19 protein-coding genes and 1 tRNA gene are annotated in these 23,896 nt (G+C 72.9%); 17 read left to right on the top strand and 3 right to left on the bottom strand.

Features of this window, described 5'->3' with window-relative positions; all coding sequences use genetic code 11:
* The 5 genes from F2B26_RS02485 to F2B26_RS02465 all read left to right on the top strand — a co-directional run.
* Positions 1-1,456: sensor histidine kinase (locus F2B26_RS02485; protein ID WP_328698646.1), on the top strand; the 1,456-nt coding region annotated here is incomplete at its 5' end.
* On the top strand, positions 1,453-2,100 hold the full coding sequence (locus F2B26_RS02480) for a response regulator (RefSeq protein WP_159806063.1): 648 nt from the start codon (positions 1,453-1,455) through the stop codon (positions 2,098-2,100). The genes F2B26_RS02485 and F2B26_RS02480, both read left to right, overlap by 4 nt.
* Before the next feature lie 77 nt (positions 2,101-2,177).
* The gene (locus tag F2B26_RS02475) at positions 2,178-3,107 is read left to right on the top strand and encodes an ABC transporter ATP-binding protein (RefSeq protein WP_159806061.1); all 930 of its coding nucleotides are present in this window, start codon (positions 2,178-2,180) and stop codon (positions 3,105-3,107) included.
* Positions 3,104-4,204 carry an ABC transporter permease gene (locus tag F2B26_RS02470; protein WP_159806059.1) on the top strand — a complete coding sequence of 367 codons (1,101 nt, stop codon included), beginning with the start codon at positions 3,104-3,106 and terminating at the stop codon, positions 4,202-4,204. The genes F2B26_RS02475 and F2B26_RS02470 overlap by 4 nt, the downstream gene beginning before the upstream one ends.
* 40 nt (positions 4,205-4,244) lie before the next feature.
* On the top strand, positions 4,245-6,014 hold the full coding sequence (locus F2B26_RS02465; RefSeq protein ID WP_159806057.1) for an ABC-F family ATP-binding cassette domain-containing protein: 1,770 nt from the start codon (positions 4,245-4,247) through the stop codon (positions 6,012-6,014).
* A 64-nt stretch (positions 6,015-6,078) separates the two neighbouring features.
* On the opposite strand, the gene F2B26_RS02460 is transcribed toward F2B26_RS02465, so the two are convergent.
* Complete coding sequence (locus tag F2B26_RS02460) at positions 6,079-6,582, bottom strand: MarR family winged helix-turn-helix transcriptional regulator (RefSeq protein ID WP_159806055.1); 504 nt, start codon at positions 6,580-6,582, stop codon at positions 6,079-6,081.
* 29 nt (positions 6,583-6,611) lie between these two features.
* Complete coding sequence (locus tag F2B26_RS02455) at positions 6,612-7,226, bottom strand: TetR/AcrR family transcriptional regulator (RefSeq protein ID WP_159806053.1); 615 nt, start codon at positions 7,224-7,226, stop codon at positions 6,612-6,614.
* Positions 7,227-7,324: 98 nt separating this feature from the next.
* Between F2B26_RS02455 and F2B26_RS02450 the strand changes: the two genes are divergently transcribed.
* From F2B26_RS02450 to F2B26_RS02425, 6 genes are all read left to right on the top strand, one after another.
* A tRNA-Gln gene (locus tag F2B26_RS02450) sits at positions 7,325-7,396 on the top strand.
* Positions 7,397-7,507: 111 nt separating this feature from the next.
* Positions 7,508-8,992 carry a bifunctional UDP-N-acetylglucosamine diphosphorylase/glucosamine-1-phosphate N-acetyltransferase GlmU gene (glmU, locus tag F2B26_RS02445; RefSeq protein WP_159806069.1) on the top strand — a complete coding sequence of 495 codons (1,485 nt, stop codon included), beginning with the start codon at positions 7,508-7,510 and terminating at the stop codon, positions 8,990-8,992.
* Positions 8,989-9,972, top strand: a complete 984-nt coding sequence (locus F2B26_RS02440; protein WP_159806052.1) for a ribose-phosphate diphosphokinase — start codon at positions 8,989-8,991, stop codon at positions 9,970-9,972. The genes glmU and F2B26_RS02440 overlap by 4 nt, the downstream gene beginning before the upstream one ends.
* A 237-nt stretch (positions 9,973-10,209) precedes the next feature.
* Complete coding sequence (locus tag F2B26_RS02435) at positions 10,210-10,809, top strand: 50S ribosomal protein L25/general stress protein Ctc (RefSeq protein ID WP_159806050.1); 600 nt, start codon at positions 10,210-10,212, stop codon at positions 10,807-10,809.
* 67 nt (positions 10,810-10,876) lie between these two features.
* On the top strand, positions 10,877-11,494 hold the full coding sequence (gene pth, locus F2B26_RS02430) for an aminoacyl-tRNA hydrolase (RefSeq protein WP_159806048.1): 618 nt from the start codon (positions 10,877-10,879) through the stop codon (positions 11,492-11,494).
* Between the two features lie 106 nt (positions 11,495-11,600).
* Positions 11,601-13,208: a sugar transferase gene (locus F2B26_RS02425; RefSeq protein WP_159806046.1), complete on the top strand. Its 1,608-nt coding sequence runs from the start codon at positions 11,601-11,603 to the stop codon at positions 13,206-13,208.
* 26 nt (positions 13,209-13,234) lie between these two features.
* Here F2B26_RS02425 and F2B26_RS02420 read toward each other — a convergent pair whose 3' ends face one another.
* Complete coding sequence (locus tag F2B26_RS02420; RefSeq protein WP_159806044.1) at positions 13,235-13,834, bottom strand: acyltransferase; 600 nt, start codon at positions 13,832-13,834, stop codon at positions 13,235-13,237.
* 202 nt (positions 13,835-14,036) lie between these two features.
* Between F2B26_RS02420 and F2B26_RS02415 the strand changes: the two genes are divergently transcribed.
* From F2B26_RS02415 to F2B26_RS02390, 6 genes are all read left to right on the top strand, one after another.
* Entirely contained in the window at positions 14,037-18,746 is a 4,710-nt protein-coding gene (locus F2B26_RS02415; protein ID WP_159806042.1) for a DUF4082 domain-containing protein, read from the top strand.
* A 122-nt stretch (positions 18,747-18,868) separates the two neighbouring features.
* Positions 18,869-19,915, top strand: coding sequence for a Gfo/Idh/MocA family protein (locus tag F2B26_RS02410; protein ID WP_159806040.1), 1,047 nt, complete (start codon positions 18,869-18,871; stop codon positions 19,913-19,915).
* Positions 19,912-20,961 carry a dTDP-glucose 4,6-dehydratase gene (locus F2B26_RS02405; RefSeq protein WP_159806038.1) on the top strand — a complete coding sequence of 350 codons (1,050 nt, stop codon included), beginning with the start codon at positions 19,912-19,914 and terminating at the stop codon, positions 20,959-20,961. Before F2B26_RS02410 ends, F2B26_RS02405 begins: the two co-directional genes overlap by 4 nt.
* Positions 20,958-22,091 (top strand): DegT/DnrJ/EryC1/StrS family aminotransferase, encoded by a 1,134-nt coding sequence (locus F2B26_RS02400; RefSeq protein ID WP_159806036.1) that lies wholly within the window; start codon positions 20,958-20,960, stop codon positions 22,089-22,091. The genes F2B26_RS02405 and F2B26_RS02400 overlap by 4 nt, the downstream gene beginning before the upstream one ends.
* A 1-nt stretch (position 22,092) precedes the next feature.
* Entirely contained in the window at positions 22,093-22,737 is a 645-nt protein-coding gene (locus tag F2B26_RS02395; protein ID WP_159806034.1) for a NeuD/PglB/VioB family sugar acetyltransferase, read from the top strand.
* Between the two features lie 47 nt (positions 22,738-22,784).
* Positions 22,785-23,891 carry a DegT/DnrJ/EryC1/StrS family aminotransferase gene (locus F2B26_RS02390; protein ID WP_201292573.1) on the top strand — a complete coding sequence of 369 codons (1,107 nt, stop codon included), beginning with the start codon at positions 22,785-22,787 and terminating at the stop codon, positions 23,889-23,891.
* Positions 23,892-23,896 lie beyond the last annotated feature (5 nt).

The following is a 23,896-nucleotide window of genomic DNA, read 5'->3' as shown; positions in this document are numbered from 1 at the left end:
GCGTGCCCACCCGCTGGTGCGGTACGTCCTGACCCGGCTGGGCATCTCGGTGCTGCTGCTGTGGGGCATCACCGTGGTGACGTTCGTGCTCACCAACCTGGTGCCCGCAGACCCGTTGCCGGCGGTGACTGACGGCGACGAGGCCGCGCAGATCGGCGCCGGGCGGACGCTCGTCACCGCTGTGAGCGACCCGGACGCGGCCTCGTGGCGGCGACCTCCGGTGGACCGCTCCGCTCAGCGTGCCGACGCCGGTCTGGCCGCGGCGCTGTTCGTCGGTGCGGTGCTGTCGATGGTGCTGTGGCGCGTCACGGGGGTGCGGCCCGACCCGGCATCGGGGGCCGTCTCGGTCCCGCTGCTGCTGGCCGTCACCGCACCGCTCGCCTGGCGGCGGCGGTACCCGTCGGCCGTGCTGGGAGTGGTGGCGGTGGCGTTCGTCGTCGCCCAGGTGCTCGCCGTGCCGGAGACGCTCGTCGTCAACGTGGCGCTGTTCATCGCGCTGTACACGGTCGGCGCCTGGGAGACCGACCGCCGCCGCGCGGTGTGGGTGCGGGCGCTCGTCGTCGTCGGGATGTTCGTCTGGCTGCTCGTCGCGATCTTCCAGGCGGTGGCCGACCCGGAGGCGGTCCCGGGGTTCTCCCGGTCCGGGGCGTTCTCCCCGCTGGCCGCCTACCTGCTCATCCAGGTGCTCACCAACGTCGTCTACTTCGCCGGCGCGTGGGCGTTCGGCGACCACGCGTGGTCGGCCGCACGCGAACGCGCCCGGACGGCCTGGCGCACCTGGCAGCTCGCGGCCGCCCAGCGGCGCGCCGAGGAGCAGGCGGTCGCCCTCGAACGGCTGCGGATCGCCCGTGAGCTGCACGACGCGGTCGCCCACCACGTCGCGGCGATGGGGGTGCAGGCGGCGGTCGCCTCGACCCTGCTCGACGCGGGTGACGACACGCAGGCCGGCGTCGCGGTCGAGCAGGTCCAGCAGTCGGCGCGGGACGCGGTGCACGAGCTCGCCGCGATCCTGGGCACGCTGCGCGAGGAGCGGGCCGAGGCCGTCGACGAGCCGCTGGGCCGGCTCGGCGTCGCCCGGCTGCCCGAGCTCGTCGAGCACGCGACCGGTGCCGGGATGCCGGTGCAGCTCGAGGTGGTCGGCACCCCGCAGCCGCTGCCGCCGCTGGTCTCGCTCAACCTGTACCGGATCGCCCAGGAGGCGCTCACCAACTCCCGTCGGCACGCCGGGCCGACGGCGCGGGCCAGTGTGCGGCTGCGCTACCTGCCCGGTGCGGTCGAGCTCGAGGTCGCTGACGACGGCGGGGGCGGGCGGCCGCTCACCCGGCTGCCGTCCTCCGGGCTCGGGCTGCTGGGGATGCAGGAGCGCGTGAACGCCGACGGCGGCACGTTGCACGTCGGCCCGCGCTCACGCGGCGGCTTCGTGGTGCGGGCCACCGTCCCGGTGGGCGCGGCATGACCCGGGTCGTGGTGGCCGACGACGAGGCCCTGGTGCGCGCCGGGCTGTCGACCATCCTGGACGCGCACCCGTCGATCGAGGTGGTCGGGCAGGCCGCGGACGGTCGCGAGGCCGTCGAGCTCACCCGGGCGCTGGACCCGGACGTCGTGTGCCTGGACGTGCAGATGCCGCGTCTGGACGGGTTGGCGGCGACGCGCGAGCTGGTCGGCGACCCGACGGTGCGCGCCGCGGTCGTCATCCTCACCACGTTCCACCGCGAGGACTACCTGCTCGCGGCGCTGCAGGCCGGGGCGTGCGGGTTCCTGCTCAAGACGTCCCGGCCCGCCCAGCTCACCGACGCGGTGCTGGCGGCCGCGGCCGGCGACGGGTTGCTCTCGCCGGAGGTGACCCGGGCGGTCATCGCCCAGGCGGTCGTCGGCAGCCGGCGCCGGGTGGACGAGCCGGACGACGGTCTGCTCACCGAACGTGAGCGTGAGGTCCTCGTGCTGATGGCCCACGGCCTGTCGAACGAGGAGATCGCCGGCCGGCTCGTGCTGTCGCGGGCCACGGTGAAGACGCACGTGTCGAACCTGCTGGCCAAGCTGGGGCTGCGCGACCGGGTGCAGGCGGTCGTCTACGCCTACGAGCACGGTCTCGTGGGCTGAGCTCCGTCTGGCGGCCGAGCCGAAGATCGGCCCCGCGGCCGAGGCGCCCGCTGTCTGCCCAGCCCTACCGTGGCGGTGTGATCGAGCTGGAGCATGTGACCAGGACGTTCGGTGAGCGCCGGGCGTTGGACGACGTGTCCTTCGTCGTCCGGCGGGGCCGCACCACGGGGTTCGTCGGAGGCAACGGGGCGGGCAAGACGACCGCGATGCGGATCGTCATGGGGGTGCTCACCCCCGATGCGGGGCAGGTCCGGCTTGACGGGCGGGTGCTCGACCCGGCGACCCGGCGCGGGTTCGGCTACATGCCCGAGGAACGCGGCCTCTACCCCAAGATGAAGGTGGTCGACCAGCTCGCCTTCCTCGCCCGGCTGCACGGGTACGACGCCTCGACGGCGCGGGCGCGGGCCATGGACCTGCTCGAACGCCTCGACCTGGCGGCCCGGGCCGGTGACCCGGTGGACAGCCTGTCGCTGGGCAACCAGCAGCGCGCGCAGGTCGCGGCGGCTCTCGTGCACGACCCCGACGTGCTCGTGCTCGACGAGCCGTTCTCCGGTCTGGACCCGATCGCGGTGGACGCCGTGGCGTCGGTGCTGGTGGCGCACGCGCGGGCGGGTGCGCCGGTGCTGTTCAGCTCCCACCAGCTCGACGTGGTCGAGCGGCTGTGCGACGACCTCGTCATCATCGCCGGCGGCCGGGTGGTGGCCGCCGGGTCGCGGGAGGAGCTGCGGGCGGCGCACGCCGGCTCCCGGTTCGAGCTGGTGGCCTCCGACACCGGCTGGCTGCGCGAGGTCCCCGGGGTTCAGGTGGTGGAGTTCGCGGCCGACGAGGCGGTGTTCGACGCCGACGAGGCGACCGCCCAGGAGGTGCTGCGTGCGGCGCTGGTGCGCGGGCCGGTACGCCGCTTCGGCCCGGTGGTGCCGACCCTGGCCGAGATCTTCCGCGAGCTCATGGCCGACGGCGCCGTCCACGACGGTGCGGCCCACGACGGTGCGCAGGTGGCGGCATGAGCGCCCCCACGCCGCCGTCGCTGGGTGCGGCCACGCTGCTGGTCGCCGGCCGTGAGATCACCACCCAGCTGCGCAGCAAGGCGTTCCTCATCTCCTCGGCGCTGCTGCTGCTCGCGGTGCTCGCCGGGATCGTCGTCAGCTCGTTGCTGGCCGGACGCGACTCGGCGGCGGTCCCGGTCGCCGCACCGACGGCGGTGGCCGCCCAGGTCGGCGAGCTCAAGGGCGTCGACGTCCAGCAGGTGCCCGACGAGGACGCTGCCCTGGCCAAGGTGCGTGACGGCTCGGTCAAGGCGGCGCTGCTGCCCGGGACCGGGTCGGTGCCGCGGGTCGTCGTGCTCACCAGCACCCCGCAGGCCGTCGTCGACGCGCTCACCGTCACCCCGAAGGTCGACGTGCTCGAACCCGACCGGGCCGGTGACGGGGTGGTGCGCTACGTCGTGAGCCTGGCCTTCGGCCTGGTGTTCATGATGGCGGCGATCACCTTCGGCTCGACCATCGCGCAGAACACGGTGACCGAGAAGCAGACCCGGATCGTCGAGATCCTGCTGTCGGCGGTCCCGGTGCGGGCGCTGCTGGCGGGCAAGGTGGTGGGCAACAGCGTGCTGGCCCTCGGTCAGATCACCGCGCTGGTCTCGGTCGCGGTCATCGGACTGGCGGCCACCGGGCGTGACGACGTGCTCACCCTCGTGGGCGCCCCGCTGGCCTGGTTCGTCATCTTCTTCGCGGTCGGCTTCGTGCTGCTCGCGTCGATCTACGCCGCATCGGCCGCGCTGGTCTCCCGGATGGAGGACCTGGGTGCCGTGATCCAGCCGGTCACCTGGCTGACGATCGCGCCGTACTTCGTCGTCGTGTTCTTCAACGACAACCCCGTGGTGCTCGCGGTCGCCTCCTACGTGCCGTTCAGTGCGCCGGTCGCGATGCCGGTGCGGATGTTCGTCGGCGGCGTCGGCTGGGCCGAGCCGCTCATCTCGCTCGTGCTGCTCGTGGTCGCGACGGTGGCGGTGGTGCTGCTGGCCGCCCGGATCTACGAGCGTTCGGTGCTGCGCACGGGTCCGCGGGTGCGGCTGGCCGAGGCGCTGCGCCGCTCGGCGGGCTGAGCCGGTCGGCCCGCACCGGGCGGGCTGGGACACTGGGGGTGTGGCACATCTGCTCGGCGCCGACCGCGTCGCCCTGACCCTCGGCACCCGTGCGGTGCTCGACGACGTCAGCCTGGGACTCGACGACGGTGCCCGGATCGGTGTGGTGGGTCCCAACGGGGCCGGCAAGTCCACGCTGCTGCGGGTGCTCGCCGGCCGCGCCGACCCCGACTCCGGCCGGGTGACCCGGCTGGCCGGCACCCGGGTGGCGATGCTCGACCAGCGTGACGGGCTGGCGCAGGGCACGGTGCTGGCGGCGATCCACGGCGGTGCCGCCGAGCACGTGTGGGCCGCAGACCCCCAGGTCCGCGCGGTGCACGCGGGGCTGCTGTCCGATGTCGACCTGGCCGCCGACGTGGGCACGCTGTCCGGTGGTCAGCGCCGCCGGGTCGCGCTCGCCGCGCTGCTCACCCGCGACGACGAGGTGCTGCTGCTCGACGAGCCGACCAACCACCTCGACGTCGAGGGCGTGGCCTGGCTCGCCCAGCACCTCGTCGAACGGTTCCGTGGCCGCGGTGCGCTCGTCGTCGTGACCCACGACCGGTGGTTCCTCGACGCCGTCGGGCTGCGCACCTGGGAGGTGCACGACGGTGTGGTCGACCAGTACGACGGCGGCTACGCCGCGTACGTGCTCGCCCGGGCCGAACGGTCGACGCAGGCGGCGACGGTCGAGGCCAAGCGGCAGAACCTGCTGCGCAAGGAGCTGGCCTGGTTGCGCCGGGGCGCCCCGGCTCGCACCTCCAAGCCCAAGTTCCGGCTGGACGCCGCCGCCGAGCTCATCGCCGACGAGCCGGCGCCGCGCGACCCGCTCGAGCTCACCCGGATGGCGACCGCGCGGCTGGGCAAGGACGTGCTCGACGTCGAGGGTGTGCGCCTGGCCTACGGGGACCGGGTGCTGCTCGACGACCTCACGTGGCGGCTCGGGCCCGGGGACCGGATCGGCATCGTGGGGGTCAACGGTGCGGGCAAGACGAGCCTGCTGCGGCTGCTCGCCGGCGAGGTCGCCCCGACCTCGGGCCGGGTGCGCCGCGGCAAGACCGTGGTGCTGGCCCAGCTCAAGCAGGACGTCGAGGACCTGGACGACGTCGCCGACCTGCGGGTGCTCGAGGCCGTCGAGCGCGAGCGCCGCCAGGTGGTCGTCGGCGGCAAGGAGCTCACGGCGGGTCAGCTCGTCGAACGTCTCGGCTTCACCCGGGACCGGGCGCGCACCCTGGTCAAGGACCTGTCAGGCGGTGAGCGGCGGCGGCTGCAGCTGCTGCGGCTGCTCGTGGGGGAGCCGAACGTGCTGCTGCTCGACGAGCCGACGAACGACCTGGACACCGACACCCTGGCCGCGGTCGAGGACCTGCTCGACGGCTGGCCGGGCACGCTCGTCGTCGTCAGCCACGACCGGTACCTGCTCGAGCGGGTGACCGACCGCCAGGTCGCGGTGCTGGGCGACGCGACGCTGCGTGACCTGCCCGGCGGGGTCGAGGAGTACCTGCGGCTGCGCGCCGCGGTCGTGGACGCACCGGCCCCGGCGCCGGCCGCACCGGCGGCCGAGGTCGCGCCGAGCGCCGCCGACCTGCGCACCGCGCGCAAGGAGGTCGCCCGGCTGGAGCGACGCCTCGAGCGGCTGGCCGAGCAGGAGGCGCGGCTGCACGCCGAGATGGCGGAGCAGGCGACCGACCACGCCGCGGTGCTCGCGCTGGACACCCGGTTGCGTGCCCTGGCCGCCGAGCGCGACGAGCTCGAGGAGCAGTGGCTGGCCGCCGCCGAGGTCGCCGGCTGAGCCCTCGTCGGCCGACTCCTCGCCGGCTGACTCCTCGCCGGTCGGGCGTTCCGCAGCCGGGGCCTCAGCCGGCGTCGAACGGGGCGAGCACGTCGCGCAGCAGGTCGGCGAGGTGACGCACATCGGCCCCGCTCAGCCCGGCGAGCAGCCCCTGCTCGGCCCGCAGCAGGCTGGCCAGGGCGGCGTCGACGCGGGCCAGGCCCTCGTCGGTGAGCTCGACGAGCACACCGCGGCGGTCGTCGGGGGAGGGCATCCGCTGCACGAGCCCGTGCTCGGCCAGCCGGTCGATCCGGTTGGTCATGGTGCCGCTGGTGACGAGCGTCTCGGTGAGCAGCGCCCCCGGCGACATGCGGTAGGGCTCACCCTGGCGGCGCAGCGCGGAGAGCACGTCGAACTCCCAGGTCTCCAGACCGTGCTCGGCGAAGGTGGCGCGCCGCGCCAGGTCGAGGTGCCGCGCGAGCCGGCTCACCCGCGACAGCACCTCCATGGGGCGCACGTCCAGGTCGGGGCGCTCACGGTGCCAGGCCTCGACGATCCGTGCGACCTCGTCGACCGGCTCCGTCGTCATGCCCGGAGTTTACGCGTCGTCGAGATTCTTCATGTCGTGATACCTCGGGAATGTCCGGTGAGCATCGGCTGGCTCTCCAGCCCGGACAGGCCGTTCCAGGCGAGGTTGACCAGGTGCGCGGCCACCTCCGACTTGCCGGGGCTGCGGGCGTCGAGCCACCACTGGCCGGTGAGCGCCACCATCCCGACGAGCATCTGGGAGTACATGGGTGCGGTGCTCGGGTCCAGGCCCTGGCGCGCGAACTGCTCGGCGAGCAGGTGCTCCACCTGGGTGGCCACGTCGCCGATGAGGCTGGAGAACGTGCCGGTGGCCTGCGCGACGGGGGAGTCGCGCACCAGGATGCGGAACCCGTCCTCGCTGTCCTCGATGTAGCCGAGCAGCACGAGGGCCGTGCGCTCGAGCAGCACCTTGGGGTGCCCGCCGCCCTCGAGGGCCCCGGAGAGCGCATCGGTGAGCGCCTGCACCTCACGGTCGACGACGACCGCGTAGATGCCCTCCTTGCCGCCGAAGTGCTCGTAGACCACCGGTTTGGAGACCTCGGCCCGGGCCGCGATCTCCTCGATGCTCGTGGTCTCGTAGCCCTTCTCGGCGAACAGCCGGCGGGCCACGTCGAGCAGCTGGGCACGGCGCTGGGCCCCTGTCATGCGGGACCGTGCGGTCCGTCTGGAGTCGCTGGTCACGGGGTCATCATGCCGCGTGCCCGCGGGGCCACGCCGCCGACTGGCACACTGGGTGGCTGCGGTCCGCCCTGGTGTAATGGCAGCACGCAGGCCTTTGGAGCCTTGCGGTCCAGGTTCGAGTCCTGGGGGCGGAGCCCCGTCGCGGGCACCCACCGCGGGCCGGGCCCCGTGGTCGCGGCGGTAGAGTGCGGGTGCCAGCCAGCCCTCCGCACCTGCGCGGGGACGACCGCGAGGAGCGCAACACGGTGACCATCCCCCGTCCGGCTGCAGTCGTCGTCCTCGCTGCTGGCGAAGGCACCCGGATGCGGTCGGCCACCCCGAAGGTGCTGCACGAGATCGGCGGGCGCAGCCTCGTGGGTCATGTGCTCACCACGGCGCGGGCGCTGAGCCCGCAGCGGCTCGCGGTGGTCGTGCGCCACGAACGGGCCGCCGTGACCGACCATGTGCTCACCCTCGACCCCGAGGTGCTGATCGTCGACCAGGACGACGTGCCGGGCACGGGCCGCGCGGTGCAGGTGGCCCTCGAGGCGCTCGACGGCGCCGGCGAGCTCACCGGGTCGGTCGTCGTGCTGGCCGGCGACGTGCCGCTGCTCGACGTTGGCACGATCAGCCAGCTGCTGGTCGCCCACCACGCCGACGTCAACGCCGTGACGGTGCTCACCACCGTCGTGGCGGACCCGACGGGGTACGGGCGGGTGCTGCGCGAGGCGGGCACCGGTGACGTGCTCGCGGTCGTCGAGGAGCGGGACGCCGACCACGTGCAGCGCGCGGTCGACGAGATCAACACCTCGGTCTACGTGTTCGACGCCGACGTGCTGCGCCGTGCGCTGACCCGGCTGGACCGCAGCAACGCCCAGGGCGAGCTCTACCTCACCGATGTGCTGGCCCTGGCCCGGGCCGACGGCGGGCACGTGCGCGCGCTGCGCACCGAGGACGTGCTGTCGGTCGAGGGTGTCAACGACCGGGTGCAGCTGGCCCGGCTCGGCGCCGAGCTCAACCGCCGCACGGTCGAGGACTGGATGCGCGCCGGGGTGACGGTCGTCGACCCGGCGACCACCTGGGTCGACGTGGACGTGGACCTGGCCGCCGATGTGACGCTGCTGCCCGGCACCCAGCTGCACGGTGCGACGAGCGTGGCGACCGGTGCGCGGATCGGCCCGGACACGACGCTCACCAACGTCGAGGTCGGCGAGGGCGCCACGATCGTGCGCACGCACGGCTCGGACGCGGTGATCGGGGCCGGGGCGAGCGTGGGCCCGTTCGCCTACCTGCGGCCGGGCACGATCCTGGGCGAGCGCGGCAAGATCGGCACCTTCGTCGAGACCAAGAACGCCACGATCGGGCGCGGGTCCAAGGTGCCGCACCTGTCGTACGTCGGCGACGCCGAGATCGGTGTCGAGACCAACATCGGCGCGGCGTCGGTCACGGTGAACTACGACGGCGTGCACAAGCACCGCACGGTGATCGGCTCCTATGCCCGCACCGGTGCGGACAACATGTTCGTCGCACCCGTCCAGGTCGGCGACGGCGCCTACACCGGGGCCGGCAGCGTGATCCGCCGCGACGTCCCGGCCGGTGCGCTCGCCGTGAGCCAGGGCAGTCAGCGCAACGTCGAGGGCTGGGTCGAGCGGTCCCGTCCTGGTACCCCCGCGGCCGAGGCCTCGGCGCGGGCACGTTCGGCAGGGTCGTCCGACCCCGGCACCACCCACGAAACGGAGAACGACCGATGACCGGTCTTGTCACGGTCGACAGCGAGAAGCGGCTGGTGCTGGTCTCGGGGCGCGCGCACCCCGAGCTGGCCGAGGACGTCGCCGACCACCTGGGCATCCAGCTGGTCCCGACGACGGCCTACGACTTCGCCAACGGCGAGATCTACACCCGGTTCGCCGAGTCGGTGCGCGGGTCGGACGCCTTCGTGCTGCAGTCGCACGCCTCGCCGATCAACCAGTGGATCATGGAGCAGCTGCTCATGGTCGACGCCCTCAAGCGGGCCTCGGTCAAGACGATCACGGTGGTCGCCCCGTTCTTCGGCTACGCCCGGCAGGACAAGAAGCACCGTGGCCGGGAGCCGATCTCGGCCCGCCTCATGTGCGACCTGTTCAAGACCGCCGGTGCGGACCGGATCATGAGCGTGGACCTGCACGCCGCCCAGATCCAGGGCTTCTTCGACGGGCCGGTCGACCACCTGTGGGCCCAGCCGGTCCTCGTGGAGTACGTGCGCACCCGCGTCGACACGCAGAACGTCACGGTGGTCTCGCCCGACGCCGGTCGCATCCGGGTGGCCGAGCAGTGGGCCGCCAAGCTCGGCGGGGGCCCGCTGGCCTTCGTGCACAAGACCCGGGACATCCGCACCCCGAACAAGGCCGTCGCGAACCGCGTCGTCGGTGACGTCGAGGGCAAGACCTGCGTGCTGGTCGACGACCTCATCGACACAGCCGGCACCATCAGCGAGGCGGTGCGGGTGGTCCTGGCCGCGGGCGCCAAGGACGTCATCGTCGCCGCGACGCACGGGGTGCTGTCCGACCCGGCGTGCGAGCGGCTGCAGCAGTCCGGTGCCCGCGAGATCGTCATCACCGACACGCTGCCGATCCCGGAGGAGCACCGTTTCGACGGTCTCACCGTGCTGTCGATCGCCCCGATCATCGCCCGGGCCATCCGCGAGGTCTTCGACGACGGCTCGGTGACCTCGCTGTTCGAGGGCAACGCCTGACCCCAGCGGCAGCCTGGCGCACCGGTCAGGTCCCGTGCTCGACCCCGCAGGCGGGGACTCGCAGGTGGGGAGCGGTGCGCTCGTCCGGTAGGATCGTCAGGTTGCCTCGGCGAGGGAGGCGGGACGGGCCTGACGGCCCGAACCCTCCGTGATCGACTGGGCGGTGCCTCCGCGTGCGCCGTCTCGCGTCCCGCGTCGAGGCCGGACCGATCACACTCGCCCCCACAAGGAGTCGTCATGGCCGAGACCGTCCTGACCGCCACCGCCCGTTCCGAGTTCGGCAAGGGCGCCGCCCGTCGGCTGCGCCGCGCGGACCAGATCCCCGCCGTGCTGTACGGCCACGGCAGCGACCCGCTGCACGTCTCGCTGCCGGGCCACGAGACGATGCTCGCGCTCAAGCAGACCAACGCCCTGTTCGAGGTCGCGCTCGACGGCAAGAAGATCCTGGCCGTCGCCAAGGACGTGCAGATCGAGCCGGTCCGCCAGATCATCGAGCACATCGACCTGCTCATCGTGAAGCGCGGCGAGAAGATCCAGGTCGACGTCCCGGTGCACATCATCGGCGAGTCGGCCCCCGGCACCATCCACGTCGTCGAGACCCAGCAGCTGCAGCTCGAGGCCGAGGCGACCAACCTGCCGTCGCACGTCGAGATCTCGATCGAGGGCCTCGAGGAGGGCGCCGTCATCCACGCCGGCGACGTCACGCTGCCGGCCGGTGCGACCCTCATCACCGAGGCCGAGCACGTCGTGCTCACCGTCTCGGTCCCGACCGTCTCGGCCGCCGACCGGGCCGCCGACGAGGCCGAGGCCGCCGCGGCCGCTGCCACCGAGGCCTGATCGGCTCTGCTCGTCCGACCCGACACCCGGCCCACGTGGCCGGGTGTCGGCGTCTGAAGGAGGTCTCGTGGCGCAGGGTCCGTGGCTCGTCGTGGGCCTGGGCAACCCCGGTCCGCAGTACGCCGGCAACCGGCACAACGTCGGGGCGATGGTGCTCGACGAGCTGGCGCGCCGGTGCGGGCAGTCGTTCGCCGGCGCCTCGGGCCCGCTGGGCCGGCGGCCGCAGGCGCTCACGGCCGACGTGCGGCTCGGGGTTCTCCCGGGCGGCGCCCCCGGACCTCGCGCGCTGCTCGTGCGGCCGACCACCTACATGAACGTCTCCGGCGGTCCGGTCGGTGCGCTCGCCCGCTACCACGGGGTCGACGTCGCGCAGGTGCTCGTCGTGCACGACGAGCTGGACCTGCCGTTCGCCACGGTGCGGCTCAAGCGCGGTGGGGGCGAGGGTGGCCACAACGGTCTGCGCGACATCACGCGCGCGCTCGGCACCAAGGACTACCTGCGGGTCCGGGTCGGCATCGGACGCCCGCCGGGGCGCCAGGACCCGGCCGACTTCGTGCTCAAGGACTTCACCTCGGCCGAGCGCGCGGACCTCGGCTGGCTGCTCGACCGGGCGGCCGACGCCGTCGAGGCGATCGTCACCCAGGGGCTGGAGCCGGCCCAGCAGGAGTTCCACGCGCCGTCGTGACTGCGCCACCTCGGTGACGAATGGGTGAATTCGGGCATGTGGGGGCGAAATGGTTCACAGGTTCGCCTAGCCTCGCCAGGCGAGCCGACCGAGACGGAACGGGACCATGACGATCCTTGACGATGCAGACCGAGGTGTCGACGCCGTCGACCGCGCGTCCGCCTCGGTGCCGCGCACGGACACCGGCGAGCTGCCTGTGCTCGAGCCGGTGGAGACGCCGTCGGAGCCGACCGGGTTCGACCGGCGTGGCACCTCCGCCGGCCCGCGGATGTCCTGGGCCCGCAGCCGCCCCTTCGAGGACCGGCCGCCGCGCGCCGTCGAGCGTCCCGACGCAGGGTGGCAGGTCGAGGCGAGCGCCTACGTGCTCCGCGTCGTGGCCGTCGACCTCATGGTCGCCGGTGTCGTCGTCGGCGCCATCGCCTGGCTGACCCGACCGGGCTCGGCGATCGGGATGCTGTGGACCCTCGGTGTGGTCGTCACCTTCCTGGCCAGCATGGCGCTGTTCCGTGGCTACGACACCAACTTCCTGGGGACAGGCCCCGGCGAGTTCCAGGCCGTCCTGCGCGGTGGTCTGGCCGCCGTGGTGGTCCCTGCGGTCGTCAGCGAGTGGGCCGGCCTGCCGATGTCCAGGTCCGTCGTCGCGACGACGGCCGTCCTGCTCACCCTCGGGGTGGGGGTCGGGCGCTACGGGGTCCGGCGTGGCCTGCACCGGGCGCGCGCGCAGGGGCAGGCGATGGCACGCACCCTCATCGTCGGCGACGGTGCGGGTCTGCGCCGGGTGGTCGATGACCTGCAGACCGCGAGCTACCACGGCTACCGGGTGGTCGGCACGTGCGTCCCCTCCCTCGACACCGCTCCGACGGTGCGCGACGTTCCCACGCTCGGTGCGATCGCCGACATCCCGCAGGTGGTGCACGACTGGTCGATCGACGTCGTCGTGGTCACCGGCGGCGCGCTCACCGGTGACGGTCTTCGCCGGCTCTCGTGGGCGCTCGAGCAGACGGGCACCCGTCTCGTCGTCGCCCCCGGGCTCGTGGAGGTCATGGGGTCACGGGTGCGCATGCGTCCCACGGCCGGGCTGTCGCTGCTCGAGGTCGAGGTCGCGACGCCGCGTCGTCGGCAGTGGGCCAAGTGGTGGTTCGACCGGCTGACCGCCGCGATGATGCTGCTGGTCGCCGGTCCGGTCATCGCCGTCTGCGCGGTGGCGGTGGCCCTCACCAGCAAGGGCTCGCCGTTCTTCGTCCAGCAGCGGGTGGGCATCGACGGCGTGCCGTTCAGGATGTTCAAGCTGCGCAGCATGTACGTCGACGCCGAGGCCCGCAAGGCCGCGCTCGCGGCCCAGGACGAGGGCAACGGTGTGCTCTTCAAGATGCGCGCCGACCCGCGGGTGACCCCGGTCGGACGGGTGCTGCGGCGTCTGTCGCTCGACGAGCTTCCCCAGCTGTGGAACGTCCTGCGCGGTGACATGTCCCTCGTGGGGCCCCGGCCGCCGCTGCCGGACGAGGTCGACGGCTACCGCGACGCCACGTGGCGCCGGCTGCACGTGCGCCCCGGGCTCACCGGTCTGTGGCAGGTCTCCGGACGGTCGGACCTGTCGTGGGACGAGTCGATCCGGCTGGACCTGCGCTACGTCGACAACTGGTCGATCGCGCTCGACCTGCTCATCGTGTGGAAGACCCTGCGTGCCGTGATCGGCGGCTCAGGGGCCTACTGAGCCTCGTCCTCGGCGCGGCGTCCCCGTCAGGCGTCGAGCAGCGCGAGCGTGCCGTCGGTCTCGCGGTAGGTCTCGCCGGTCCGCGGGCAGCGCCAGGTCGCGGCGTCGACCTGCTCCAGGGGTTCCCCCGCGCGCCCGACCCAGCGCACCCGACGGGCCGGGACCCCGGCCACCAGGGCGAAGTCGGGCACGTCGCGGGTCACCACCGACCCGGCGGCGACGAGGGCCCACCGCCCGATCGTCACGGGGGCGACGCAGACCGAGCGCGCCCCGATCGAGGCGCCGGTGCGCACCGTGACGCCGACGGCGTGCCAGTCGTCGGCCGACTTGAGGGCCCCGTCGACGGTCACCGCCCGCGGGAAGTAGTCGTTGGTGAACACGACGGCCGGTCCGACGAAGGCGCCGTCCTCCAGCACCGCCGGCTCGTAGACCAGGGCGTAGTTCTGGATCTTGCACCGGTCGCCGACCCGCACCCCGGGGCCGATGTACGCGCCGCGCCCGATGATGCACTCGGCACCGACGGTGGCGTCCTCGCGGACCTGAGCGAGGTGCCAGACCTTCGTGCCGTCACCGAGCCGGGCGCCCGGGTCGACATCGGCGGTGGGGGCGACGGATGCGGGGCTCATGCACGGCTCCTCAGATCGGTGACGGGGCCGATGATTCACCCGTTCGCCACGCCATGCCGCCATCTGGGCGGCATGGCGGGTGAAAGGGATGGACCAACCTTCGACGGCGCCCGATCTTCCCCTATTGTCCGATATCGACCGACTCGTGCGAGCGGCGCCTGCCCGCGCGCCGCTCCGGGTCGGCACTGCGCTGGAGGATCCCATGTCTCGTCTGATGCGCCGTCGCTGGGTGGCCCCGCTGGTCGGCCTCGCGTTGGCACTGCCCGTGACGCTCGCCGCCGTGCCGGCGTCCGCCGCCACCGACCCCTGCGTCGGTGGGAACGCGATCGCGTGCGAGAACTCCAAGCCGGGGACCGACCCGTCGGTCTGGGACATCAGCGGCGCCGGTTCGGACGCGATCCAGGGGTTCTCGACCGACATCTCGGTGAACGCGGGCAGCTCCATCGGCTTCAAGATCGACACCGCGGCCGCCGCCTACACGATCGACATCTACCGGACCGGTTACTACCAGGGCCTCGGCGCCCGGTACATCACCTCGGTGACGCCGTCGGCCACGCTGCCGCAGGCGCAGCCGCAGTGCATCTGGGACCAGACCAACGAGCTCACCGACTGCGGCAACTGGGGCCTGTCGGCGACCTGGGCGGTGCCGTCCACGGCGGTCTCGGGTGTGTACGTCGCCAAGCTGACGGTCCCGTCGACGGGTGAGGCCAGTCATATCGTCTTCGTCGTCCGCAACGACGCCAGCACCTCGCAGGTGGTGTTCCAGACGTCCGACCCGACCTGGCAGGCCTACAACACCTACGGCGGCTCGGACTTCTACCAGGGGGCGGCCAACGGGCGGGCCTACAAGATCAGCTACAACCGGCCGGTCGTCACCAGGGGCCGAATCGAAGGCCGGGACTTCTACTTCAGCTCCGAGTTCGCGATGGTGCGGTTCCTCGAGCGCAACGGCTACGACATGACGTACATCGCCGGGGTGGACTCCGACCGGGCCGGGTCGTTGCTGAAGAACCACAAGGTCTTCCTCTCGGTCGGGCACGACGAGTACTGGTCCGGTGCGCAGCGGGCGAACGTCGAGGCGGCCCGCGACGCCGGCGTGAACCTTGCCTTCTTCAGCGGCAACGAGGTCTACTGGCGCACCCGCTACGAGCCCTCGATCGACGGGGCGTCCACCGCCTACCGCACGCTCGTCTCGTACAAGGAGACCTGGAGCAACGCCAAGATCGACCCGTCGGCGCAGTGGACGGGCACCTTCCGCGACCCGCGTTTCGCCTCGCCCGCGAACGGCGGCGGGACCCCGGAGAACGCGCTGACCGGCACGATGTACATGTCCAACGACTCCGATCTGCCGGTCACGGTCTCGGCGGCCGAGGGCAAGCTCCGGCTGTGGCGCAACACCCCGCTCGCCTCGATGGCCGCCGGGACCTCCGCCGCCCTCGCGCCCCACACGGTGGGCTACGAGTCCGACGAGGACGTGGACAACGGGTTCCGACCGGCAGGCCTCATCCGGATGTCCACGACCAACGGTGCCGTGCCGCAGTACCTGCAGGACTACGGCCTCGTGACGGCGCCGGGCACGACGTCGCACCACATCACGCTCTACAAGGCGGCGAGCGGTGCGCGGGTCTTCTCCGCCGGGTCCATCCAGTGGGCCTGGGGGCTCGACCAGGAGCACGACGGCGCCGGCGCACCGGCCGACTCCCGGATGCAGCAGGCGACCGTCAACCTGCTCGCGGACATGTCGGCCCAGCCGACGACGCTGATGTCGGGTCTGGTCGCCGCGACCAAGACGGCGGACACGACGGGTCCGACCGTCACGATCCTGACCCCGGGGGCTGGTTCGGCGCAGTCGAACGGAGCCTCGGTCACCCTCACCGGCTCGGCCTACGACCTCGGCGGCACCGTCGCGGGCGTCGAGGTCTCGACCGACGGCGGCACGTCGTGGCACCCCGCCACGGGCACGACGAGCTGGAGCTACACCTACGTCCAGACCGGCAACGGCAGCACCGCCGTCAAGGTGCGGGCGACGGACGACAGCGCCAACATCGGCGCCGTGGTGAGCCGCAGCTTCACCGTGTCCTGCCCCTGCACGCTGTTCGGCTCGACCGTGCCGCCCGTCGCATCGGCCTCGGACACCTCGGCCGTCGAGCTCGGGCTCAAGGTCGTGCCGTCCACGTCGGGCTACATCACCGGGGTGCGCTTCTACAAGGGTTCCGGCAACACGGGAACCCACACCGGGACGCTGTGGTCGGCGGCGGGCGCGAAGCTCGCGACCGTGACGTTCAGCGCCGAGACCGCGACGGGCTGGCAGACGGCGACCTTGGCGCAGGCCGTCCCGGTGACGGCGGGTACGACGTACGTCGTCTCGTACACCGCACCTGCGGGCGGGTATGCCGTCCGCGCCGACGCGTTCTGGTATCGGGCCTACACCGCTGCGCCGTTGTCGGTCCCGGGTGGTTTCGGTTCGGCCGCATCCGGGGTCTACGGTGCGCCGGGCGGCTTCCCGACGAGCACCTACGGCTCCTCCAACTACTACGTCGACGTCGTGTTCAACACGGTCGACACGACGCCGCTGGTCATCTCGTCGAAGACGCCGCTGGCGGGTGCGGGCTCGGTGCTCACCGGGTCGAGCCTCTCGGCGGTGTTCTCCAAGGACGTGACCGCCTCGACCGTGACGTTCACCCTCAAGACGGCAGCCGGGGCGTCGGTGGCCGGGACCAAGACCTACGACGCCGCCAGCCGGACGGTGACGTTCACGCCGTCCGCCGCGCTCGCCACCTCCACGTCGTACACGGCGACCCTGGCTGCGACGGCTGTCGGCGGCGGTGCCATCACCGGGAGCCCGAGCTGGACCTTCACCACGGCGGCACCCGACCAGGTGGCCGGCGCCCAGGTGGTGTCGCTCTACAACGACTCCGCGGTTCCTGGCGTCCTCGACGTCCCGGACAACGACGCCGTGACCCTCGGGACGAGGTTCGCCAGCTCCGTGGACGGCACCGTGACCGGCGTCCGGTTCTACAAGGGCCCGAACAACACCGGGACCCACGTCGGGACGCTCTGGTCGGTGGCGACCGGCGCCGCGCTCGCGACCGTGACCTTCACGAACGAGACCACGACCGGCTGGCAGACCGCCACGTTCTCCCAGCCGGTGCAGATCACGAAGAACACCGAGTACGTGGTGTCCTACCGCACGACGGTCGGGCGGTACTCCGCGACCGCGGGCGCGTTCTCCGGTGCCGGTGTGCAGCGTGACCCGCTGCGCACCGCGACCGACAGCGGGATGTACAGCTACGCCGACGGGTACCCGTCGACGACGACCTCGACGAGCTACCTGGTCGACGTGGTCTTCAAGCGGGCGGCGACCCCGTTGACCGTGGCGTCGCAGGTGCCCGCGTCTGGCGAGACCGCCGCTCCGGTAGGCAACCCGGTCTCCGTCACCTTCTCCAAGGCCGTGACGAGCGCGGCCTCGCTCGCGCTCCGGACCGCCGCGGGGACGTCGGTGGCCGGTGCCACGAGCCTGTCCTCGGACGGCCTGACGCTGACCTTCACGCCGACCTCGGCGCTGGCGGCCTCGACGTCCTACACCGCGACCGCGAGCCACCTGACCGCCACCGACGGCAGCACCGCAGCCGATGTCAGCTGGAGCTTCACCACGACGGGGTCGGACGGCTGCCCGTGCTCGCTCTTCGCGACCGGCACCCCGGCCACGGCCTCCGCGAACGACACCGGCGCGGTCGAGCTCGGCGTCTCGTTCACACCCAACGAGAGCGGCTCGATCACCGGGGTGCGGTTCTACAAGGGCGCCGGGAACGGCGGCACCCACGTCGGCACGCTGTGGAGCTCGAACGGGACCGCGCTGCGCACGGTGACCTTCGCCAACGAGTCGGCCTCGGGCTGGCAGACGGCCACGTTCAGCAGCCCCTACGAGGTGACCGTCGGCCAGACCTATGTGGTGTCCTACCTCGCGCCCCAGGGCCACTACGCGGTGACCGCGAACGCCTTCACCGCTGATCTGACGGTCGGTCCGCTCACGGTGCCTGCCGTCGGCAACGGTCGCTACCGGTACGGGGCGTCCGGTGGGTTCCCGACGTCGACCTGGCAGCAGTCGAACTACTTCGTCGACGTGGTGTTCGTGCGGGGGGCGCCCACGCCGCCGACCGTCGTGTCCACCTCACCTCCGGCGGGAGCGACGGGGGTGTCGACCACGGCGTCCCTGTCGGCGACGCTGTCGAAGGCGCCCGCCTCGGGCACGCCCCAGCTCTCGGTGAGCTCGGCCTCGGGCGCCGTCGCGGGCACCAGCAGCTACGACGCGGCGAGCCTGACCGTCACCTTCGTCCCGTCGACCCCGATGGCCACCGGTACCTCCTACACCGCGGCAGCGAGCCTGAACGGCGCCACACTGGGGAGCGGGTCGTGGTCGTTCACCACGAGCGCGCCGCAGGCCTCGGCGGTGTCGTTCTGGTCGGACACGTACACGCCGGCCAACGCCGCCTGGAACGACACCGCAGCGGTGCAGGTGGGGCTCCGGTTCACCACGTCGGTTCCGGGCCAGGTGACCGCCATCCGGTTCTACAAGGGCGCGGCGAACACCGGGGTCCACACGGTCAAGCTCTGGGACGGGTCGCAGACCCTGCTGGCCTCGGCCGCATCCTCGGCGGAGTCGGCCTCCGGCTGGCAGACCGTCCAGCTGGCCTCGCCGGTGTCCGTGGCGCCCGGCCAGACCTACACGGTCGCCTACCACTCGAGCACCGGGCACTACGCGGTGGATCCCAACGGGTTGGCCACGGCACTGACCGCCGGTCCGTTGACGAGCCTCGCACCGGGGGGTGCCTACGTCTACGGGACGGGGTTCCCCGGCAGCAGCTCGTCCGCCTCGTACGGGGTCGACCTGGTCTTCGTGCCCTCGAGCTGAGCGGTCGCGGCGGAGGACCGTGGCTGCTCGGCGCGGGTGAAGGCCGGGCGATTTCGGCTGACTCGGCGTGACCGTCGCGCGCCTGGCGGACAGACTGGACGTACCCGAGCGACAAGGACGACATGAGCAAGCTGCAGGTGGCAGTGATCGGGGCCGGCTACTGGGGGCCCAACCTGGCGCGGAACTTCCGGAACAGCCCTGACTGGGACCTCGTCGCGGTGTGCGACCTCGACGAGGCGCGGGCTCGCAAGGTGGTGGGCGCCCGGTCGACCGTCGAGGTCGTCACCTCGTTGCCGGAGGTGCTGGCTCGGGACGACGTGGACGCGGTGGCGGTCGCGACCCCCGCGGCGACGCACGCCGCCATCGTGACGGCGGCGCTCGAGGCGGGCAAGCACGTTGTCGTCGAGAAGCCCATCGCCGACGGCGGTCAGGCCGGCCGGGCGATGGTCGCGCTCGCGGCCGAACGTGGCCTCACCCTCATGGTCGACCACACGTTCTGCTACACGGCGCCGGTCCTGAAGATCCGTGAGCTCATCGCCGACGGGTCGCTCGGCGAGATCCAGTTCGTCGACTCCGTGCGCATCAACCTCGGGCTCGTGCAGCCCGATGTCGACGTGTTCTGGGACCTGGCGCCGCACGACCTGTCGATCCTCGACTTCATCCTGCCCGGGGGTCTCGTCCCGACCGCCGTCGGCGCACAGGGTGCCGATCCGCTGGGCGTCGGCCAGTCCTGCGTCGGCTACCTCACGCTGCCGCTCCCCGGCGGGGCCATGGCCCACGTCCACGTGAACTGGCTCAGCCCGACCAAGATCCGGCAGTTCGTCGTCGGCGGCAGCAAGAAGACCCTCGTGTGGGACGACCTGGCACCCCAGCAACGCCTCACGGTGTTCGACCGGGGCGTCGACCTGCGGGCCACGACGGCGGACCGGACCGCCGCCCAGGTGTCCTACCGGCTCGGTGACGCGTGGTCGCCGGCGCTCAAGGAGGCGGAGGCGCTCGGCGTCATGGTCGCCGAGTTCGCCGCCGCCATCCGGGAGGGACGCCCGCCGCGGACCGACGGCAGCGCCGGTCTTCGGGTGCTCGACGTGCTCGAGGCTGCGGGCCGCAGCCTCGGCGAGGCCGGCCGGCTCGTCCCCGTCGCGGGCAACGTCGGGGCGGGTGCGGCATGAGCGGGCTCGAGGGCGCGCGGGTCCTGGTCACCGGAGGGGCCGGCTTCATCGGCTCGCACCTCGTGGACGAGCTGCTCGAGCACCACGACCCCGCCGAGGTCCGGGTCATCGACAACCTCGCCAACGGCCGGATCGAGAACCTCGTCCGGCTCGGGACCGATCCGAGGCTGCGGTTCGACGCGGCCGATCTGCGCGACGGTGATGCGGTCGAGCGCGCGCTGCAGGGCGTCGACGTCGTCATGCATCTCGCCTGCCTGGGGGTGCGGCACTCGCTGCACGACCCCGTCGAGAACCATGACGTCAACGCCGGCGCGACGCTCACGCTGCTGGAGGCGGCCCGGCGCCACGAGGTGCGTCGGTTCGTCCACGTCTCCTCGAGCGAGGTCTTCGGCACCGCGCAGTACGCGCCGATGGACGAGCGGCACCCGACCTGGCCGGAGACGGTGTACGGCGGCAGCAAGCTCGCCGGGGAGGCCTACGCACGTGCGGCGTTCCGCACCCACGGGATGGCGACCGTGGTGGCTCGACCGTTCAACACCTACGGCCCGCGCAGCCACTTCGAGGGTGACAGCGGTGAGGTGCTGCCGCGCACCATCGTCCGGGCACTGTGCGGGTTGCCGCCGCTGGTCTACGGCGACGGTGAGCAGACCCGGGACTTCATGCACGTGCACGACACCGCACGCGGGCTCGCCGCGCTGGCGGTCTGCGACGAGGCGGTCGGCCAGACGGTCAACCTCGGCTCGGGGCGTGAGGTCACGATCAACGACCTGGCTGCCGCGGTGGTGGCCGGGGTGGGACGTCCCGACCTCGTCCCGGTCCACCTCGAGGACCGTCCGGGCGACGTGCGGCGGCTCATCGTCGACGGCCGGTACATGAAGTCGCTCACCGGCTTCGAGACCAAGGTCGTCTTCGAGGACGGGGTCGCCGACCTCGTCGGGTGGTTCAGCTCGCGGCCGCAGACTCCGCAGGAGATGCTCGCCCGGATCGAGGACCGCAACTGGGTCGCCAGCGCGACGTCCGCCGCACCGGGTGAGGAGCTCTCATGAGCCGCATCGACGTGATGCGTCCCTGGCTCGGCCAGGAGGAGGCCGACGCGGTCAACGAGGTGCTGGCCTCGGGCTGGGTCGCCCAGGGCCCTCGGGTCGCACGGTTCGAGGCGGAGTTCGCCCAGGCCCAGCAGGTGCCCTACGCCGTGGCGACGAGCTCGTGCACGACCGCGCTGCACCTGGCGCTCGTCGTGGCGGGTGTCGGCGCCGGTGACGAGGTGGTGGTCCCGTCCTTCTCCTTCGTCGCCACCACGAACGCGCCCACCTACGTCGGTGCGCACCCGGTCTTCGCCGATGTCGATGCGGCGACGGGGAACCTCACCGCCGCGACCGTGGAGGCCGTGCTCACGCCGCGGACCCGTGCCGTCATCGCGGTGGACCAGGGCGGTGTGCCCGTCGACCTCGACGCGATCCGTGCCGTCACCGACCCGCGGGGCATCGTGGTGATCGAGGACGCCGCATGCGGTGCCGGCGCGACCTACCGCGGTCGTCCGGTCGGCGCGGGCGCCGAGATCACGGCCTGGTCGTTCCACCCCCGCAAGGTCATCACGACGGGCGAGGGCGGCATGCTCACGACGCCCCACGAGGACTGGGCCGCGCGGGCCCGGCGGCTTCGCGAGCACGCGATGAGCGTCTCGGCGGCCGACCGGCACGCGAGCGTCCTGGCCCCGGCCGAGGAGTACCTCGAGGTCGGCTACAACTACCGGATGACCGACCTGCAGGCCGCGGTCGGGCTCGTCCAGCTCGGCCGGTTGCCCCAGATCCTCGCTCGTCGCCGCCAGATCGCGGCCCGCTACTCGGCCGCGTTCGAGGCCGTGCCCGGGCTGCGGCCGGTGGCCGACCCGGCGTGGGGCACGAGCAGCTTCCAGTCCTACTGGGTCGAGGTGGGGGAGCAGTTCCCGGTCGACCGTGACGGGCTGCTGGCCCACCTGGCCGGTGACGAGATCTCGGCCCGGCGCGGCATCATGGCGGCGCACCGGCAGCCGGCGCACGCGGGTGTCGAGCACGGCCCGCTGCCGGTGACCGAGCGGCTCACGGACTCCACGCTCATCCTCCCGGTCTTCCACGTGATGACCGACGAGCAGCAGGACCGGGTCATCCGGTCGATCCGGGACGCGGCGGGGCTCTGACGTGGCCGCACCGCTCCTGCTGGTCGCCGCGAGCGGGCTCGCCCGTGAGGTGCTGGCCCTGCTGCGGGAGCAGGGCGAGCGTGAGGTGCTCGGCTTCCTGGACGACGACCCGGGCCTCGTGGGGCGCGACGTCGACGGTCTGCCCGTGCTGGGTGGCATCGACGACGTGGCCCGGTGGCCGGCCGCCGAGCTCGTGGTGTGCGCGGGCCGCGGCTCCGCACGCAGGTCGGTGGTCGAGCGGCTCACCCGGGCCGGGGTCACGCCGGAGCGCTATGCGACGGTCGTGCACCCCGGGGTCTCCACGGCCGGGGCGACCCGGATCGGACGCGGCACGATCCTGCTGGCCGGTGTCGTGCTCACGACGGCGGTCGAGATCGGTGACCACGTCGTGGTCATGCCGCACGTGACGCTCACGCACGACGACGTCGTGCAGGACTACGCGACCCTGTGCGCCGGCGTCGCCCTCGGTGGCTGGGTGCGCGTCGGGCCGGGCGCCTACCTCGGGATGAGCTCCGCGGTCCGCGAGCGCGTCTCGGTCGGGGCAGGTGCGACCCTGGGCATGGGGTCCGCGCTGCTGGAGGACCTGCCGGCGGGCCAGGTGTGGGTGGGCACGCCCGCGCGCCCGATCACCACCCGGGCCCGGTGACGGTCCGTGCTGCACCAGTCGTCGATCCACACCAGAGAGCCGAGGTCATGATGTCCGTCCCGTTCGTCGACCTGTTGTCCCAGCACGCCGAGATCGCCGGGGAGGTCGACTCCGGGCTGGCCGAGGTGTTCGCGCGGACCGCCTTCATCGGCGGTCCGGCGGTCGGTCGGTTCGAGGAGGCGTTCGCGGCGTTCGTCGGGGTGCGGCACTGCGTCGGGGTCGGCAACGGCACCGACGCCCTGGAGCTGGCCTACCGCGCCGTGGGGGTGCAGCCGGGGGGCGAGGTGATCGTTCCGGCGAACACGTTCATCGCCACCGCCGAGGCCGTCTCGCGGATCGGGGCGGTCCCGGTGCCCGTCGACGTCGACCCGGTGCACCTGCTCATGGACCCCGAGGCGGTGCGCGCCGCGGTCGGGCCGCGCACCCAGGCGATCGTGCCGGTGCACCTGTTCGGCCAGGTCGCGCCGATGGACCCGCTCCTGGCGATCGCGCAGGCGGCGGGTGTGCCCGTCGTCGAGGACGCGGCCCAGGCGCAGGGTGCCAGGCAGGGCGGCCGGACGGCGGGCACCTTCGGTGCGATCGCGGGGACGAGCTTCTACCCCGGCAAGAACCTGGGGGCAGCCGGCGACGGCGGTGGGGTGCTCACCGACGACGACGACCTGGCCCGGACGGTGCGGGTGCTCTCGGCCCACGGCTCGCCGCGCAAGTACGAGCACGAGCTCATCGGGGTGAACTCCCGGCTCGACACCGTCCAGGCCGTCGTGCTGGAGGCGAAGCTGCGCCGGCTCGAGGACTGGAACGCCGCGCGCCGGGTGGCGGCGGACCGCTACGCCGCGCTGCTCGCCGACGTGCCGGGGGTGCGGGTCCCGACCACGGCACCGGGCAACGAGGACATCTGGCACCTCTACGTCGTCCAGGTCGAGGAGCGGGACCGGGTGCTCGCCGCGCTGGGGGACGCCGGGATCGGGGCGGGGATCCACTACCCGACGCCCGTGCACCTCACCGCGGCGTACGCGGGTCTCGGGCTGGGCCGGGGCGCGTTCCCGGTGGCCGAGGCGGCCGCCGACCACATCCTGTCGCTGCCGATGTTCCCGCACCTCACGTCTGCCCAGCAGGAACGGGTGGTCGAGGTCCTGGTGCAGGCCCTGGTATGACGGTC

Origin of the sequence: Cellulomonas citrea (assembly GCF_009829685.1) — a bacterium.
Classification (GTDB): domain Bacteria; phylum Actinomycetota; class Actinomycetes; order Actinomycetales; family Cellulomonadaceae; genus Cellulomonas; species Cellulomonas citrea.
The sequence above is the reverse complement of the archived record's forward strand: the minus strand, read 5'-3'. Positions and strand labels throughout refer to the sequence as shown.